Annotated in this window: 16 protein-coding genes and 2 pseudogenes; 10 read left to right on the forward strand and 8 right to left on the reverse strand. The window is 70.6% G+C overall.

The features are described 5' to 3' along the window. The 6 genes and pseudogenes from BT364_RS37805 to BT364_RS37830 form a co-directional block, all read left to right on the forward strand. Positions 1–324, forward strand: a pseudogene (locus BT364_RS37805) (NF041680 family putative transposase); the annotation flags it as partial. A 69-nt stretch (positions 325–393) separates the two neighbouring features. Beyond that, positions 394–1,212 carry a DeoR/GlpR family DNA-binding transcription regulator gene (locus BT364_RS37810; protein WP_072489666.1) on the forward strand — a complete coding sequence of 273 codons (819 nt, stop codon included), beginning with the start codon at positions 394–396 and terminating at the stop codon, positions 1,210–1,212. A 72-nt stretch (positions 1,213–1,284) separates the two neighbouring features. Beyond that, positions 1,285–2,361: an ABC transporter ATP-binding protein gene (locus BT364_RS37815; RefSeq protein ID WP_072489667.1), complete on the forward strand. Its 1,077-nt coding sequence runs from the start codon at positions 1,285–1,287 to the stop codon at positions 2,359–2,361. Beyond that, the gene (locus tag BT364_RS37820; protein ID WP_072489668.1) at positions 2,358–3,419 is read left to right on the forward strand and encodes an NAD(P)-dependent oxidoreductase; all 1,062 of its coding nucleotides are present in this window, start codon (positions 2,358–2,360) and stop codon (positions 3,417–3,419) included. The genes BT364_RS37815 and BT364_RS37820 overlap by 4 nt, the downstream gene beginning before the upstream one ends. Positions 3,420–3,433: 14 nt before the next feature. Beyond that, positions 3,434–4,849, forward strand: coding sequence for an FGGY-family carbohydrate kinase (locus BT364_RS37825; RefSeq protein ID WP_072489669.1), 1,416 nt, complete (start codon positions 3,434–3,436; stop codon positions 4,847–4,849). A gap of 116 nt (positions 4,850–4,965) precedes the next feature. Beyond that, complete coding sequence (locus tag BT364_RS37830) at positions 4,966–5,607, forward strand: superoxide dismutase (RefSeq protein ID WP_072489670.1); 642 nt, start codon at positions 4,966–4,968, stop codon at positions 5,605–5,607. Between the two features lie 120 nt (positions 5,608–5,727). On the opposite strand, the gene BT364_RS37835 is transcribed toward BT364_RS37830, so the two are convergent. From BT364_RS37835 to BT364_RS37845, 3 genes are all read right to left on the reverse strand, one after another. Continuing rightward, positions 5,728–6,600: an alpha/beta fold hydrolase gene (locus BT364_RS37835; RefSeq protein WP_107408410.1), complete on the reverse strand. Its 873-nt coding sequence runs from the start codon at positions 6,598–6,600 to the stop codon at positions 5,728–5,730. Between the two features lie 86 nt (positions 6,601–6,686). Then, complete coding sequence (locus BT364_RS37840; protein WP_072489671.1) at positions 6,687–7,511, reverse strand: SCO4651 family lipoprotein; 825 nt, start codon at positions 7,509–7,511, stop codon at positions 6,687–6,689. Between the two features lie 83 nt (positions 7,512–7,594). Then, positions 7,595–8,263, reverse strand: coding sequence for an O-methyltransferase (locus tag BT364_RS37845; RefSeq protein WP_072489672.1), 669 nt, complete (start codon positions 8,261–8,263; stop codon positions 7,595–7,597). A gap of 76 nt (positions 8,264–8,339) precedes the next feature. Here BT364_RS37845 and BT364_RS37850 point away from each other — a divergent pair, with 76 nt between their 5' ends. Continuing rightward, positions 8,340–8,999 carry a CatB-related O-acetyltransferase gene (locus BT364_RS37850; RefSeq protein WP_079179853.1) on the forward strand — a complete coding sequence of 220 codons (660 nt, stop codon included), beginning with the start codon at positions 8,340–8,342 and terminating at the stop codon, positions 8,997–8,999. Continuing rightward, positions 8,996–9,835, forward strand: coding sequence for an MOSC domain-containing protein (locus BT364_RS37855; RefSeq protein ID WP_072489673.1), 840 nt, complete (start codon positions 8,996–8,998; stop codon positions 9,833–9,835). The genes BT364_RS37850 and BT364_RS37855 overlap by 4 nt, the downstream gene beginning before the upstream one ends. A 102-nt stretch (positions 9,836–9,937) precedes the next feature. On the opposite strand, the gene BT364_RS37860 is transcribed toward BT364_RS37855, so the two are convergent. Continuing rightward, a complete protein-coding gene (locus BT364_RS37860; RefSeq protein ID WP_177328400.1) occupies positions 9,938–12,040 on the reverse strand; it encodes a LamG-like jellyroll fold domain-containing protein in 2,103 nt (700 codons plus the stop codon). Between the two features lie 304 nt (positions 12,041–12,344). On the opposite strand from BT364_RS37860, the gene BT364_RS37865 reads away from it, so the two are divergent. Continuing rightward, positions 12,345–12,998 (forward strand): ATP-dependent endonuclease, encoded by a 654-nt coding sequence (locus tag BT364_RS37865; RefSeq protein ID WP_072489674.1) that lies wholly within the window; start codon positions 12,345–12,347, stop codon positions 12,996–12,998. 21 nt (positions 12,999–13,019) lie between these two features. Here BT364_RS37865 and BT364_RS37870 read toward each other — a convergent pair whose 3' ends face one another. The 4 genes and pseudogenes from BT364_RS37870 to BT364_RS43840 all read right to left on the reverse strand — a co-directional run bounded on the left by BT364_RS37870 (position 13,020) and on the right by BT364_RS43840 (position 14,616). Beyond that, a complete protein-coding gene (locus BT364_RS37870) occupies positions 13,020–13,226 on the reverse strand; it encodes a DUF397 domain-containing protein (RefSeq protein WP_072489675.1) in 207 nt (68 codons plus the stop codon). Continuing rightward, positions 13,223–13,933, reverse strand: coding sequence for a DUF5753 domain-containing protein (locus tag BT364_RS37875; RefSeq protein WP_371268703.1), 711 nt, complete (start codon positions 13,931–13,933; stop codon positions 13,223–13,225). Before BT364_RS37875 ends, BT364_RS37870 begins: the two co-directional genes overlap by 4 nt. An 18-nt stretch (positions 13,934–13,951) precedes the next feature. Beyond that, a pseudogene (locus BT364_RS44505) lies at positions 13,952–14,008 on the reverse strand (hypothetical protein); the annotation flags it as partial. Between the two features lie 26 nt (positions 14,009–14,034). After that, positions 14,035–14,616: a hypothetical protein gene (locus BT364_RS43840; RefSeq protein WP_256260418.1), complete on the reverse strand. Its 582-nt coding sequence runs from the start codon at positions 14,614–14,616 to the stop codon at positions 14,035–14,037. Positions 14,617–14,980: 364 nt separating this feature from the next. On the opposite strand from BT364_RS43840, the gene BT364_RS37880 reads away from it, so the two are divergent. Further along, positions 14,981–15,375 (forward strand): DUF6507 family protein (locus tag BT364_RS37880; protein WP_072489676.1); only part of this gene is annotated, 395 nt, incomplete at its 3' end.

A 15,375-nucleotide genomic window follows, 5' to 3' on the forward strand; every position in this document is an offset into this window, starting at 1 on the left:
CACGCGGACACCGCCGACCTGTGGACCTGGCTGATCGTCGCGGCCCACACCCAACTCCGCCTCGCACGTCCCCTCGCCGAGGACCTCCGCCGCCCCTGGGAACGGCCCGCCGAACCCCGCCGCCTCACCCCCGCCCGGGTCCGTCGCGGGTTTCGCAACGTCCACGCGGCCACAGTCCGCCCGGCAGCCGCACCAAAACCGTCCCGGCCAGGGCCCGGCAGGCCACCCGGCTCGAAGAACAAGCACCGAGCCAAGCGCCACGACGTCGGCAAGACGGTCAAACGCGCCGCGTCGATCAAGGAACACAAAGCGCAGCAAGGTTAAACGCCAAGCTGAGAGTCTGCTGCTGTTCGAGGCCGACCGGCCGGCACGTCCAGGACGAAGGATCAGCACGTGAGCAACGTTCCGCAGCGGGGCCCCGCCCCGCGTCAGGCATCCATAGCCGAGTACGTCCTCGCCCAGGGCGAGGTGAGCGCCGCCGAACTGGCGGAGCGTTTCGACGTCAGCCTGATGACCATCCACCGCGATCTGGACGAGCTGGAACGGCAGGGCATCGTCCGCAAGTTCCGCGGCGGCGTCACCGCCCAGCCGTCCGGCGTGTTCGAGTCGAACGTCTCCTACCGGTTGAAGACGATGCGGGCCGAGAAGGCCGCCGTGGCCGAAAGGGCCCTGAAACTCATAGAGCCGGGCATGGCGGTGATGCTCGACGACTCGACGTCCACGCTGGAGATAGCGCGCAGGCTGCGCTCCATCACCCCGCTGACCGTCGTCACCAACTTCCTGGAGGCGATCAATCTGCTGTCCCAGGAGCGCGGCATCCATCTGATGGGCCTCGGCGGGGACTTCGACCCGCTGCACTCCTCGTTCCTCGGTGTCTCGTGCGTGGAGGCGGTGCAGTCGCTCCAGGTCGACATCTGTTTCACCTCCACCTCCGCCGCGTCCGGCGGCTTCGCCTACCACCAGGAGCAGCACATCATCTCCGTGAAGCGGGCGATGCTCGACTCGGCGAGCCGCAATGTGCTGCTGCTCGACCACTCGAAGCTCGGCCGGGTCGCGCTGCACCGGCTCGCCCCGCTCTCCCGCTTCGATCTGCTGCTGGTCGACGACGGGGCGTCCCCGCAGGCGCTGCGCGAGCTGGACGAGCACAAGGTGCCCTACGAGGTCTGCTCCACCGGACGGGACTCCGAAGCGGAGGACCGCGATGACGGGTGAGCGCGATGACGGGTGAGCGCGAGGCGGCGGTGACGGCGGTGACGGCGGTGACGGCGGTGACGGCGGTGACGGATGACTGAACTGGCCCTGAGAGCCCTGCGCAAGACCTACACCGGGCGGGGCCGGGCCGCCGTCGAGGCCGTCCGGTCCATCGACGTCGAGCTGCGCTCCGGCGAGCTGCTGGGGCTGCTCGGCCCGTCCGGCTGCGGCAAGTCCACGACCCTGCGGATGATCGCGGGCCTGGAGACGGTCACCGGCGGCGACATCCTCATCGGCGGCTCGTCGGTGGTCGCGCTCCCGGCCCGGCAGCGCAGCATCGGGGTGGCGTTCGAGAACTACGCGCTCTACCCGCCGCTGACCATCGCGGAGAACCTCGGTTTCGGGCTCGCCGCCCGGGGCGGCTGCGGGCGGGCCGAGATCCGCCGCCGGGTCGCCGAAATGGCCGAACGCATCGGGATCACCGAGCTCCTGGACGCCCGCCCGGCCGGGCTCTCCAGCGGCCAGAAGCAGCGGGTCGCGCTGGCCCGCGCGCTGATCCGGGTCCCCGACGTCCTCCTTCTGGACGAACCGCTCTCCCATCTCGACGCCGCCCAACGGGACACCACCCGACGGGAGTTGAAACGCATCCAGCGCGACAGCGGACACACCGCGATCCTGGTCACGCACGACCAGGAGGAGGCGCTGTCGCTCGCCGACCGGATCGCGGTGATGCGGGACGGCGAGATCCAGCAGCTCGGCACGCCCGAGGAGATCTACGACTGCCCGGCGAATCTGTTCGTCGCCGACTTCGTCGGGGAGCCGGCCATCAATCTGCTGCCGGGCACGGCCGACGGCGCGGGCGGGGTGCGCCTCTCGGACTCCGTGCGCGTCCCCGTACCGCACCGGATCGCGGCGGGACGCGCGGTGGTGCTCGGCATCCGCCCGGAGGATGTGTGCCTGGACGACACTGGTGCACGGGCCCGGGTCGCCGCCCATGAGCCCCTGCTGGAATCCGGCATCGCCACGCTGTCGCTCGACGGGGTGGCGGAGCCGCTGGTCGTCGTGACCGGTCCGGAGGTACGGCTCGACCGGGACGACACCGTACGCATCACCGCCGATCCACAGCACATCCATGTCTTCGACGCCCAGACAGGAGACGCTCTGCGATGACCCGCCCCGAGAGCACCCGTCCCGAGAGCAGCCGCCCCGCCACGAGGATTCTGCTCGCCGGTGACCACTTCGTCCGCAACTCCCTGCTCGCCGATGCCCTGCACCGGGCACTCGACCCGCTCGGTACGGAGCCGCAGCTCGGCGAGCTCACGCTTCCCTGGCCGCTGGAACCCTTCGGCAAGGTCGCCGAGGTCGACGAGGCGAGCGACGCCGAGGACGCGCTGATCGCCGCCCTGGACGGGGTGGAGGTGTGCGTGACCCAGATGGGCCCGTTCACCGAGCGGGTGCTGGCAGCCGCGCCGGATCTGCGGCTGATCGTGGTCTGCCGGGGCGGCCCGGTCAATGTGAACGCGGCCGCGGCGCGCGCCCGGGGCGTGCGGGTGTGCTTCGCGCCGGGGCGCAACGCGGCGGCGACCGCCGAGTTCACCGTCGGGCTGATCCTCTCCGCCCTGCGCCGGATCCCCGACGCGCACCGCTCCCTCGCCTCGGACGGCCGCTGGGACGCCTCCCACTACACGTACGAGAACTGCGGCCTGGAACTGGAGGACACCCCGGTCGGGCTGATCGGCTACGGCGCGGTGGGCAGCCGGGTGGCGCGGGTGCTCTCCGCGTTCGGCGCCGAGGTCGAGGTGTACGACCCGTATGTGCGCGGCGATGTCCACGGCATGCGGGCCGGCTCGCTGGAGACGCTGCTGTCCCGCTCGCGCGTCCTCACCCTGCACGCCCGGCTCACCCCGGAGTCCCGGCATCTCATCGGCGCCCGGGAGCTGGCGCTGCTGCCGCGCGGTGCGGTGCTGGTGAACGCGGCCCGGGGCGGGCTGCTGGACACGGAAGCGCTGTGCGACGCCCTGGACTCGGGGCAGTTGCGGGCCGCGGCGCTCGACACGTACGAGCAGGAGCCGCCCTCGCCCGGATCGCGGCTCTTCCGTACCCGGCATCTGCTGATGACCCCGCATGTGGCGGGGGCCAGCCGGGCCGTCGCGGAGAAGGCGGCCCGGATCGCGGCGGCCGAGGTGGCGCGCTACGTGCGGGGCGAACCGCTCGCCCACGCGCTGTGAGGGGAGCCGTGACGATGACCGGAAGCACGACGGGATACATCGGCATCGACGTCGGTACGTCCGTGGTGAAGGCCGCCGCCTTCGACCCGGACGGCCGCACGCTGGCCGTCGAATCCCGCCCGGTGGGGCTGGCGATCCACGACGGCTCCGTGGAGCAGGACATGGACGAGGTGTACGGGGCGGTCCGCGAGGTGCTGGACGCGCTCGGCTCCGACGGGGTCGCGTTCGCCGGACTCACCGGCCAGGGCGACGGCGTCTGGCTGGTCGACGCGGCGGGCCGGCCGGTCCGCAAGGCGATCTCCTGGATGGACGGCCGGGCCCATGAACTGGTCGACGCCTGGCTGGCTTCCGGCGTCTTCGAGACGGTCTACCGGCGGACCGGCAGCGCGATGTTCCCGGGCTGTCCGGGCCCGGTGCTGGCCTGGCTCGACCGGCACGAACCCGCCGCGCTCGACGCCGCGACGACCGCCCTGTACTGCAAGGACATGGTGTTCCAGCGGCTGACGGGGGTCCGGGCCACGGATGTCTCCGACGCGTCGATGCCGTTCCTGGACCCGATGACCCGCGCGTACGCCCCCGATGTCGTGGCCGCGCTCGGCCTCGCCCACCGGGCCCCGCTCCTCGCCCCGGTGAGCGACCCGGTCGCCACCGCCGAACTCCCCTCCGGGTTACGGATTTCCAACGGCCCGTACGACCTGCCGGCCAGCGCGCTCGGCGCGGGCGTCACCCGCCCCGGCGACGGACTGCTGATCGTCGGCACCTGCCTGGCCGCGCTGGTGGCCACCGAACGGCTCGACCTGGACGGCGAACCGGCCGGGCTGCACATCTCCACCGACCGTCCCGGCCACTGGCTGCGCGCCATGCCCGCGATGGTCGGCACCGCGGCCCTGGACTGGGTCCTGACCACCACCGGCGTACGCCACACGGAAGTCGACGCGCTGCTCGCCGCCACCCCGCCCGGCGCGAACGGTGTCCGGGTGCTCCCCTACTTCGCCCCGTCCGGCGAACGCGCCCCGTTCGTCGAACCGAGGCTGCGCGCCGAGTTCACCGGCGTGTCCCTGGAGACGACCCCCGCCGATCTGATCCGCGCCGTCTGCGAGGGCATCGGCTTCGCCGCGAGGCACTGCCTGGAGGCCGCGGGCCTCACCGGCACCCTCGCCCTGTGCGGCGGCGGCACCCGCTCCCCCGCCTGGATGCGGCTGTTCGCCGATGTACTGGGCCGGCCGGTCCGGATCGTGGAGGGCGAGGTCGGCGCGCGCGGCGCGGTACTCGCGGCGGCCCGGCGCTTCGGCACGGAGCTGGACGAGGCCGCGTGGACGGCCCCGACCGCGGTCGTCGAACCGGACCCGGCACGGGCGGCGTACTACGCGAAGGCGTACGAGGACCACCTGAACCGGCTCGCGGAGGCCCGTACGCGCGCCCGTGCCTGACGACGCGCCCGGTCCTAGGCCGAAGGGCTGATCACCTCTGCACCCCTCCTGCTGTTAGCCTGCTCTTGCACATAGGTTGCAATAACAACAGGAAAGCAGCTGGAGGGTTCGATCACATGGCCACGTACACGCTTCCGGAACTCCCGTACGACTACGCGGCGCTCGAACCGGTCATCAATCCGCAGATCATCGAGCTCCACCACGACAAGCACCACGCCGCTTATGTGAAGGGTGCGAACGACACCCTGGAGCAGCTGGCGGAGGCGCGCGACAAGGAGGCCTGGGGAGCGATCAACGGGCTCCAGAAGAACCTCGCGTTCCACCTCTCCGGCCACATCCTGCACTCGATCTACTGGCACAACATGACCGGTGACGGCGGCGGCGAGCCGCTCGCGGCGGACGGTGTCGGTGACCTGGCGGACGCGATCGCCGAGTCGTTCGGTTCCTTCGCCGGTTTCAAGGCCCAGCTGACGAAGGCCGCGGCCACCACGCAGGGCTCCGGCTGGGGCGTCCTGGCGTACGAGCCGGTCAGCGGCAAGCTGATCGTCGAGCAGGTCTACGACCACCAGGGCAATGTCGGCCAGGGCTCCGTCCCGATCCTGGTCTTCGACGCCTGGGAGCACGCCTTCTACCTCCAGTACAAGAACCAGAAGGTCGACTTCATCGACGCGATGTGGGCCGTCGTCAACTGGCAGGACGTGGCGAAGCGTTACGCGGCCGCCAAGGAGCGCGCCGACGTGCTGCTGCTCGCCCCCTGACCGGGAGGCGCACATACGTCCTGCCTCGTGATCGTCTTCTCAACCTTCACCGGGCAGGCGGATGAAGGGAGGGCCCTCGCCTGGACGTGCAGGCGAGGGCCCTTCTGCGTGCCGAACGGCTCAACGGCCCGCGACGCGCCCCAGCAACGTGCTCAGCACCTGCTCGGCATGGGTCCAGAGCACCGCCCCGCCGGCCTCCGGCACCAGGTGCCGGACCGCACCCGGGATGCGCGAGGCCAGCCGGCCCCCCTGGTCGGGCGAGTGACCGGTGTCCTTCTCCCCGTACCAGAGGTCGACGGGTACGGCGATGTCCGACAGCCCGATCCCCCAGCGCCCCATGGCCAGGGCGGTGTCCCGGGCGTATCCGGCCGCTCCCTGCGCGAAGGCTTCGTCGAGGGCACGCCGGTAGGCCGCGGCGAACGCGGGCTGCCGGTACACATCGAGGTCGCACTCCGGGCTGCCGGACATGACCATGTCCCACATGCCCTGCGGGGTGAACCCGGCGAAGACCCGCTCGGCAGCGGCCGGATCGGCCACGGCCAGGCCGACGAGCCGCCGCAACTCCTCCGGCAGCACGTCGGCGAAGCCCGGCTCCGCGACCTCGTCCGCACCGGAGACCACCGCGAGCGCCCGGACCGCACCGGCAGCGGCGCACGCCAGCGCGAAGGGCGCCCCCTGCGAGTTGCCGACCATCAGGGGCCGCCCCAGGCCACGCAGACCGGCGAACGCGCGGACGTCGTCGACGAAGTCACCGAACGTACGCCCCGGTGCGGGCGAGGAGACCCCCAGACCGGGGCGGTCCACGGAGATCAGCCGCACCCCGAGCCCGTCCAGCACATCGGCGCCGAAGCCGAGATGCCTGCTGGTGGCCGCACCGGGCGAGAACAGCACCGGCACCCCGTTCCCCGGCCCCCACTCGGCCCAGCCCAGCAACCGCCCTCCCGGGAGCTGTTCCGTACCGACATGAACCGGGTCACTCACATACAAACTCATACGCCCGATCATGGCCGCCCCCACCGCACCCGTCGAACGCTTTTCCCGTTGGCGCCGCCTTCCGCCGTGTTGCGCCAGGGGGCAGGTCAGCCGGGCAGCGGTCCGCCGAGACTCGGCATGGGGACGACCTTGCCGGGGTCCGGGGCCTTCGCCCGCACCGGCTTCCCGTGGTCCGTCAGGTTCATCGTCACCTTGGCGCCCGCCGCCCCCATGGGCCAGTCGAGCCGGGTACGCACGATCCGCCCGTTCCGGTCGATCCAGGCATCCGCGTACACGGTGATCCCACCGATCTTTTCGCGCGCGTTGTCGATCTTGGCCCGCATGTCCTTCGCCATCCGCAGTGTGACCGTCTCATCGGGGAGCACACCGCGGTAGTGAACTGCGGGCGTGCCGTTCACCGTCTCCTCGCCGACCTTCGAGATCCGGCGCATCTGCGCCACCTGGCGCAGGACGTGTTCGGGGTCGTTCATCGGTGCCCGCAGCACATAGTGAGCCTCGGCCTTGTCCCGGCGAATCGATCCCCAGGAGCCTTCCATCTCGGCGAATCCGCCCATGTAGACGGTGTCGCCGTCGAAGATCTCGTCCATGCGGGGCGACGTCTTCCCAGGACTCGCCGCGTTGCGGAGGGCAACCGCGAGGCGCCCCTTGGCTCCCGCCCAGTCGAAGTCGCCCTTGACCGAGACGACGTACTCGGCGGTGCCGTCCCCTATCTCGATCCGCTCATCGATCCGGGCGCTGCTCTTCTTCGTCGCGGCCACCGCGGCCCGTACCGCTGCCCCGTGGTCCTCCGCCGAGCGGGACGGGGAGGCTTTCCCGGACTTCTCCGCCTCTCGCGCCGATCCCGATCCCCCGGAGCATCCGGCGCACAACAGTGCCGCGGCGACGACAAGCGGGACGAGGTGGCGCTGCATGGTCTCTCCACAAGGTGATGGCCGGGTGCGAGGAGCCACCGACGCGTGTCGAACGCGTGATCGTATCAACGCGGCTCCGGGGCCTACCCGGTGACCAGCGCCATCATCAGCCCGTCGTACCCCTTGCTCCCGACGGTCTGCAGCGCGGTCGCGGTCAACGTCGGTTCGGCCGCGACGAGTTCGGTGAACCGGCGCACCCCCTGCACCTTCGGGTCCTCGCTGGCACCGTCGACCACCTCTCCGTCGCGTACGACGTTGTCGGCGACGATCAGGCTGCCGGGCCGGGTCAGCTTCAGGGACCAGGCCAGGTAGTCGGGGTTGCTCGGCTTGTCGGCGTCGATGAACACGACGTCGAACGGCCCGTACCCCTGCGCCGCGAGCTCCGGCAGTGTGTCGAGGGCGCGGCCGACCCGGATCTCGACGACGTCCGCGAGCCCGGCCCGCTCGATGTTGGCCCGCGCGACCTCCGCGTACGCCGGATCGGCCTCCAGCGTCACGACCTTGCCGCCCTCCGGCAGCGCGCGGGCCAGCCAGATGGTGCTGTAGCCGCCCAGGGTGCCGATCTCCAGCACGGTGCGCGCGCCCTGGAGCCTGGCCAGCAGGTTCAGCAGCTTGCCCTGGTTGGCGGCGACCTGGATCGCCGGGAGCCCGGCCCCGTCACTGGCCTCCACGGCCGCGTCCAGGGCTTCGTCCGGGCCCACCAGCAGACCGTTGAAGTAGTCGTCGACCTCGGTCCATTGCGCCGGCGTCACGGCATGTTCCTCTCGATCCGTTGCGAGTTCCCAAAGAGAACTTACCCCACCTGATGCCAATGCGATGATGAGCGCCATGAACGCCACGAACCCGGTTCCCGCCGACCCCACCGTCCTGCACCCGATGCCGGGCCAGCCCCGGGTCGTCCTGCTGAAGCCCCTGGTGAAGTCCGAACTGATCGAGGTCGGGGACTTCACGTACTACGACGACCCCGACGACGCGACCGCGTTCGAGACCCGCAACGTGCTGTACCACTACGGCCCGGAGAAGCTCGTCATAGGGAAGTTCTGCGCGCTCGGGACCGGGGTGCGGTTCATCATGAACGGCGCCAACCACCGGATGGACGGCCCGTCCACCTTTCCGTTCCCCTCCATGGGCGGTTCCTGGGCCGACCACTTCGACCTGCTGACCGGACTGCCGGGCCGGGGCGACACGGTCGTGGGCAACGACGTCTGGTTCGGCTACAACTCCATGGTGATGCCGGGCGTACGGATCGGGCACGGCGCGATCATCGGCGCCGGCTCCGTCGTCACCTCCGACGTACCCGACTACGGCATCGTCGGCGGCAACCCGGCCAAGCTGATCCGCACCCGGTACGACGAGGAGACCGTCGCCCGGCTCCTCGCCGTCGCCTGGTGGGACTGGCCCACCGACCGCCTCACCCGCCACATCCGCACCATAATGTCCGGCAGCGTCGACGCCCTCGAAGCGGCTGCCCCGGAGGGGACACCATGACGATCACCGTCCGCGAACTGGCCTACTACCCGGTCAAGGGCTGCGCCGGGACCACGGTCGACTCCGCGCAGGTCTTCGGCACCGGCCTCGAACACGACCGTACGTTCATGGTGGTGGACGCAGCGGACGGCGCCTTCCGCAGCCAGCGCACGCACCCCGCGATGGCCGCGATCGGCGTCGAAGTCCTGGACGCGGGCGCGACGTTGGCCCTGAAGGCCGCCGACGTCGAACCGCTCCGCCTCGATGTCGACCCGCACGGCCCGCGCCTCGACGTCAGCATGTTCGACCGCCCGCTCGGCGCGGCCGTCGACCAGGGGGACGCGGTCGCGGAGTGGTTCTCCGACGCGCTCGGCGCGAAGTCCCGCCTGGTACGGGTGGCTCCCGGCTTCGACCGGGACGGCTGGGGCGACACCCCGGGCAAGGTCAACTTCGCCGACGCGCACGCGGTGCTCGTCGCCTCGACGGCCTCCCTGGACGACCTCAACGCCCGCATCACCGCCCGGGGCGACGCGCAGCCCGTCCCCATGAACCGCTTCCGCCCCAACATCGTCCTGACCGGCAACGACGAACCCCACTTCGAGGACCGGGTGCGCCGGATGGCCGTCGGCTCCGTCGAACTCGCCTACTCGGTACGGGCGACGCGGTGCGCCGTCCCGATGGTCGACCAGACCACCGGCCACCGTGCGGGCCCGGAACCGATCCGCACCCTGTCGACGTACCGGCGCGAGCCGGAGTACGGGAACAAGGTCAGCTTCGGCGCGAAGAACGCCGTGGTCTGCGAGGGCGTCGTGAGCGTCGGGGACGTGGTCGAGGTGACGGAGTGGCTCGGCACGTGAAGGCCCCGGCCCTCACCGCCCCGGTGGCCGACCGGAGCCCGACGGCCCGCGGGAACCGAGGTTCCCGCGGGCCGTCGGGCCTCTCGGCTCAGCACTGACGGATCAGCACAGGCAGGGATCCGTACCCGTGCCCAGGAAAGGCACGTGCTTGTCCCGCAACGCACCGGAAAATGCCTGCACCTCGTCCACATCGCCGTGCAAGTACTCGCCCCAGCCGTCACCGGCCTTGGACCGGCCGAGCTGGAGGGCACCGGTGCTGCGCAGACCGTGCGGGAGGCTCGCAGTCGCCTTGATGGAGCCGTCGAGGAAGAGCTTGATCGTGTCGGTCCCGTCGTCGTAGATCACGGCGAGACGACGCTCCTGACCCCTCTCCGAGCTCTTGATCTGGGCCACCACCTTCTCGGGGGCTCCGATCTCGTCCTTCTCCGGCATCACCAGTTGCCAGGTGTACGTGGACGGCTCGTAGCGCACCTTGAACACGTCGGTGTGCTCGCCGGCCTGCGAGAGCACGGTCATCGGGCGGGCCGGATCGGAGTCCGCCAGACGTACCACGACGCCGAGGGTGAAACTTTCTGTGGTGTCCACGACGGGCCCGTCGGCAGCGGCGTACCCGGTCTCGCCGTCCAGGCCGAGATGTCCGTTGCCGACGAGTGCCGGCGGCACGTAGGGGCAGTCGGGGTCCTCCTCCGGGCGACAGGGACCGTCGGAGTCCCGGTAGATCGAAGCTCCCGCGCCGAGCCGCAGCGGCGCGCCGCCCGACTGCTCGGGGCTCGTACCGTCCGTCGCGTTCTCCAGCGACCAGCGACCGAGCAACTTCGGCTTGCGCAGTGCCAGTTCGGTCACCTCGTCCGGTACCACGACCCGGTCGTGGACCCGTACGTCGCCGATGTCGCCGTGCCACCGGTCACGGTAGCCGGTGGCCCCACGGGCGCGGCCGATCTGGAACGCGCCGGCCGCCTCGGCGGGAGTCACCTCCGCCGCGGTGCCGACCTCATGGCCGTTGACGTACAACTGTGCGCGGCCGGTCTCCGCGTCGTACAGCCCCAGCAGATGGGCCCACTCGCCGGTCTCGGGCGCGCCACCGGACACCTTCGCGCCCGCGATCTCGAACGACCAGACAGGGCCGGGGACCTGGTTGCGCAGCCCAAGGGTGAAGCCGGGCTGCTCGTCCGCGTCCTGGCTGGCGACGGTCATGTTCCGACCGGTTTCGGCAGGCCGCGCCCAGCCGCTGACGGCGAAGGTCTTGCGGATGTCGGTGGCCGGGGCGTCCGTGGTGAGGAAGCCGTGGCCGCTGCCGTCGAGGCCGACCGTGGCGGTGGCTCCGGTGCCCGTGGGCGCCGGGCCGCCGAAGGTCACGCCGGTGCCGGCACGGGCGGCGGTGCCCGTCTCGGCAGAGGCCGAGCGGGAACCCGCCGGGTCGTCCAGCTTCCAGCGGGCGACAGGGGCACGCCCGGACTGCACGTTGAAGTCGTACCGCGACTCCCCGCTGCTTCGGCCCGACCGGTCGATCGCACGGACTGTCAGCGACTTGGGCCCTGAAGTGAGCGGCAGGTAGGGAATGGTCACAGCTGCGCCGGGCTGCTCGGCGGAGACGGTCCCATAAGGGCCGCCCAGGAAGCCGTACCTGTACGACACCACATCGTCGGAGGGCGAATCCATGGTGAAGTGGCCGTAGACGCCGACCCCGTCCACCCAGAACACGTCCTCGGGGTTGGGGTACTCGGGGGAGCTGAGCGTCGCCTTCTCAGGGTTCACGTCGTCGTACACGAACGAGCAGACCGAGCCGTCGCCCTCATCGCTCCATGCGGAGGTCGCCTCGCCGTCGTTCGCGCGAACGTGCCAGGAGACGACCGTGTTCGCCGGGATGTCGTCCGGCACCGTCCAGTAGTAGCGCGACCCCGACGACAACGTGATGGTGGTGTAGCTACGACGCTGCTCCACTCCTGCCTCGTCCGTCCACCATGCCTCGAACTCCCCCTTGACCGGGCTGGATTCGGAGGGCTGGTTGTCCTCCTCCGGGTCGTACAGCATGGCGCTGAGCCTGGGCGGCTCCGATACGTATGGCGTGTCGTCGCCGGTCGCGCAGGCCTTGCCCTCCGACTGGAGGTCCTGGACCAGCGGCTGCTTCGGCGGCAGGTTGTCCACCGCATACGCCGGACCGGCAGCCGTGGCCAGCAACGCCGCCACGCAGCCCCCCACCACCATCCGTCTGCGTCTGCCCGTTCTTCCGTACCTGGTCAAGTGGCCCTCCCCTGTGATCGCTCAGGGCTCGTGGATCACACGAGCCGCACGAAGCTAACAGAGATCACTGACAACGCCGGAGAGCTTTTCCCTTCGCTCAGCCACTGGTGGCAGGTAGCGGCTTCGAACCTGTCCGCCACCACACCCGCCGTGCGGCACACGGCAGTTCGACGCCAGGGCCTGGGGCCGACTGGACGACATGGGCCGGGAAAACGCGTGTGCGTGCGGGATCCCGACCGTGCAGGATGGCATCGGAAAGCGAGGTCTCGTGGACGAGTTGGGACGATTCAGCCGGGCGGCGGTCACATGGGCGGCCGGCGGAGCGGAGTCGGACGCGGCAGCCGCGGAGGCGCGGGAGCTGGCCGGCGGTGTGCGTACGGTCGTGCTCGTCGAGGGAAGCAGCGACCAGGTCGCGATCGAAGCCCTGGCCGCGCGCGACGGCCGCGACCTGGGCGCGGAGGGCGTCGCGGTGGTACCGCTCGGCGGCGCGATGAGCATCGGGCGCTTCCTGGACGTGTGCGGCCCGCCGGGGCTCGGCCTCCCGCTGGCGGGGCTCTGCGACATCGGCGAGGAACGGCACTTCCGGCGCCACCTGGAACGGGTCGGGCTCGGCTCCGGCCTCACCCGCGCCGGACTGGAGACCCTCGGGTTCCAGGTGTGCGTCGCCGACCTGGAGGACGAGCTGATCCGCGCCCTCGGGGCCGAGGGCGTACAGCAGGTGATCGAGGCCCAGGGCGAGATGCGCCCCTTCCGTACGTTTCAGGGTCAGCCTGCGCAGCGGGAACGCCCCGTGGAACACCAGCTGCGCCGGTTCATGGGCACGCACAGCGGCCGCAAGGCGCTGTACGCGCAGGCGCTGATCGCACACCTGGACCTCAAGCACGTACCCCGGCCGCTGGAGCGCCTGCTCACGCACGTCTAGCGCAGCACTCCCCGGGGTGCGTCAGCCCCCGAAGGCCCCGCCCTTCACCCCGTCGAGGAACGCGGCCCAGCCCTCGGGGGCGTAGAACTGGAGCCCGCCGCCAGGGTTCTTGCTGTCCCGGACAGCCCGGCCGCCGTCGGCGGTGTGGGCGACCTCGACGCAGTCCTGACCTGCGCTCTGGGAGGCGCTGGCCCTCTTGAACGCGGTTACGATTTCCTGGCGCTTCATTCCTCTTCCTTCTCGCTCTCCGGGATGTCACGCAGAACCTGCCTGATGAACGCGAGGCTCTGATCCGGAGTCAGAGCTGCTGCACTCAGGGCTTCGAAGATCCGGGCGTGGCCGGCCATCTCCTCCAGATCTTCGAGGAGAACAGTGCTGGTTGTCGTGTCATAGGCGACAACCTCCGGCGCCGGCTCAGGACCGAAGCTGAGCATCACGAAGTGCGACGAGAGGTGAGCCGCCCGCCACTCGGACGACGGGAGCACCTGAACGCGCACGTTTTGACGCTGAGCGACGTTCAGCAGGTGAAGCAACTGTTCGCGGTGCACCTTCGGTGACGGCATCGGCGCCGTGAGCGCAGGCTCCCAGATGATCGCGGCGAACCGTGCACCGTCTTCCTCGATGAGGCTTCTCCGCATGCGCCTCATGGCGACCGCCTCGTCCACCGACTCGGCCGAATGCACGGTGAGATCCGAACTCATCAACGTCCGGAGGTAGTCGTCGGTTTGGAGGAGGCCTGGAATGAAGAGCGGTTGCCACGTGCGAATGAAAGTGGCATCGATCTCCAACGTAATGAAGTCGGCGAACTCCGCCTCCCTGGTCACCCAACTGAAGTTGAGCCACCAGCCGCGCTTGTTCGAGTCGCGTGCCAGCTGCTCCAGCCGTTGGTAGACCTCGCGGTCTTCCACTCCGTAGAGCTCAAGCAACAGCCGCACATCCCCGGGCCGCGCCGAAACCTGACCCGCCTCAATTCGGCTGATCTTGGCCTTTGATCCCACGATGTGGTCGGCAGCCTGCTGCTGATCGAGCTTCGCCGCTAGCCGGTACCTCCTGAGCGCCGCGCCAAGCCGCCCTGGATGCGGTCGCCCGCACGCGCGTGGGCGACGGCGAGCCTCGCGTGGAGCGGGTGGCCCGGCAGCCGGGCGGGAATCGGGCGGCCGCGCGGCTCGCCGTGGCGGCCGCTGGGGTCGAGTTCGTCGAGCGAGGAGTGCAGCCCGTGGACCGGCGCTCGCCCGGCCGGCTCCTCGTCGCGGACCGCCACGAGCTCCCAGCGGAATTCCGCGGGCGGGGCCCCCTCGTGGTCCAGGCCGATTCCCAGCAATCCGGGATCGTCGAGCAACTGGCACACGTTGTAGAGGACTTCGTGCTGCACCCCCCGTACCACGTCGGTCAGATCGTCCGGGTCCACGCCGCACGCCAGCACCCGCTGGAGCGCGCTCGCCTCCGGGCCGGCGGGAGCGCTGCCCTGCTGGTGACCCCTCAGCTCGGGTTCGAGCCAGGACGGGTGACCATCGGTGTAACTGTCCTCGTCGACGACCATGCTCCACAGCGCGGCGAGGAACGACTGGAGCGCCCGCGCCGACTGGTCGTCAGGGTGGGAATCTTCGCGCTCGACCATCGGCCAACCCTGTCAGACGGGACATCCGGGGATGCCGACGACCCCGAAGTCGCGATCCACGGCCCAAGCACCGGCCCGTCCACGACTGGGCCGGGCCCCTCGACCCGCTCGCCCAGCCAGCGTGCCTCCGCCAGCAAATCCGCCGCCTGGGTGCGGAAGCGCAGAGCCAGCCCCGGCTTTCACACGAAGCCCATGTGACCGCACGAACCTGGTCTCCCCATCACGCACTGGCCACAGTTGGCTGATTGTTGATTTGCTGATTGCATCAGCGATGCCCGAGTTGATAAAGAAAAGCGTGCGAACGGTTGTTCAGACTTCCGGAAGTCCCTGACGTCGAGGGCAACCGGCACGAGGGGGGCTCTTCATGGTGGCGTGGGACATCAGACCGCAGGGTGTGCAGGGGCAGTTGAAGGTTGTCGGTACGCATGCCGGCGATCTGGAGAAGGCCCTGACGGCGTTGATGGCGACGGTGTCGGAGGCGGCGCAGGCGGCGGGTACGGCGGTGCCGGGCCCGCAGGCGGTCACGCACCTTCAGGGGCCGGTGGCTCCGGGTCAGGCGCCGTTGTCCCGTCAGGCGATGGGGCCGGTGGCCGCGGCGCTGGGTGAGTATCTGGGCGTGCGCAAGAAGGACCTCAGGGCGGCGGCGGAGCGGATCGAGGCGTCCGTGCTGGGGGCGGTCGAGGCCACCAACGCGTACTGCGAGGGTGATCTGGAGACGGCCAGGCACGCGCAGGACGCGGCGAAGGCCGTGCGTCTGGA

The sequence above is a fragment of the Streptomyces atratus genome (assembly GCF_900119365.1).
In the GTDB taxonomy this organism is placed as follows: Bacteria; Actinomycetota; Actinomycetes; order Streptomycetales; family Streptomycetaceae; genus Streptomyces; species Streptomyces atratus_B.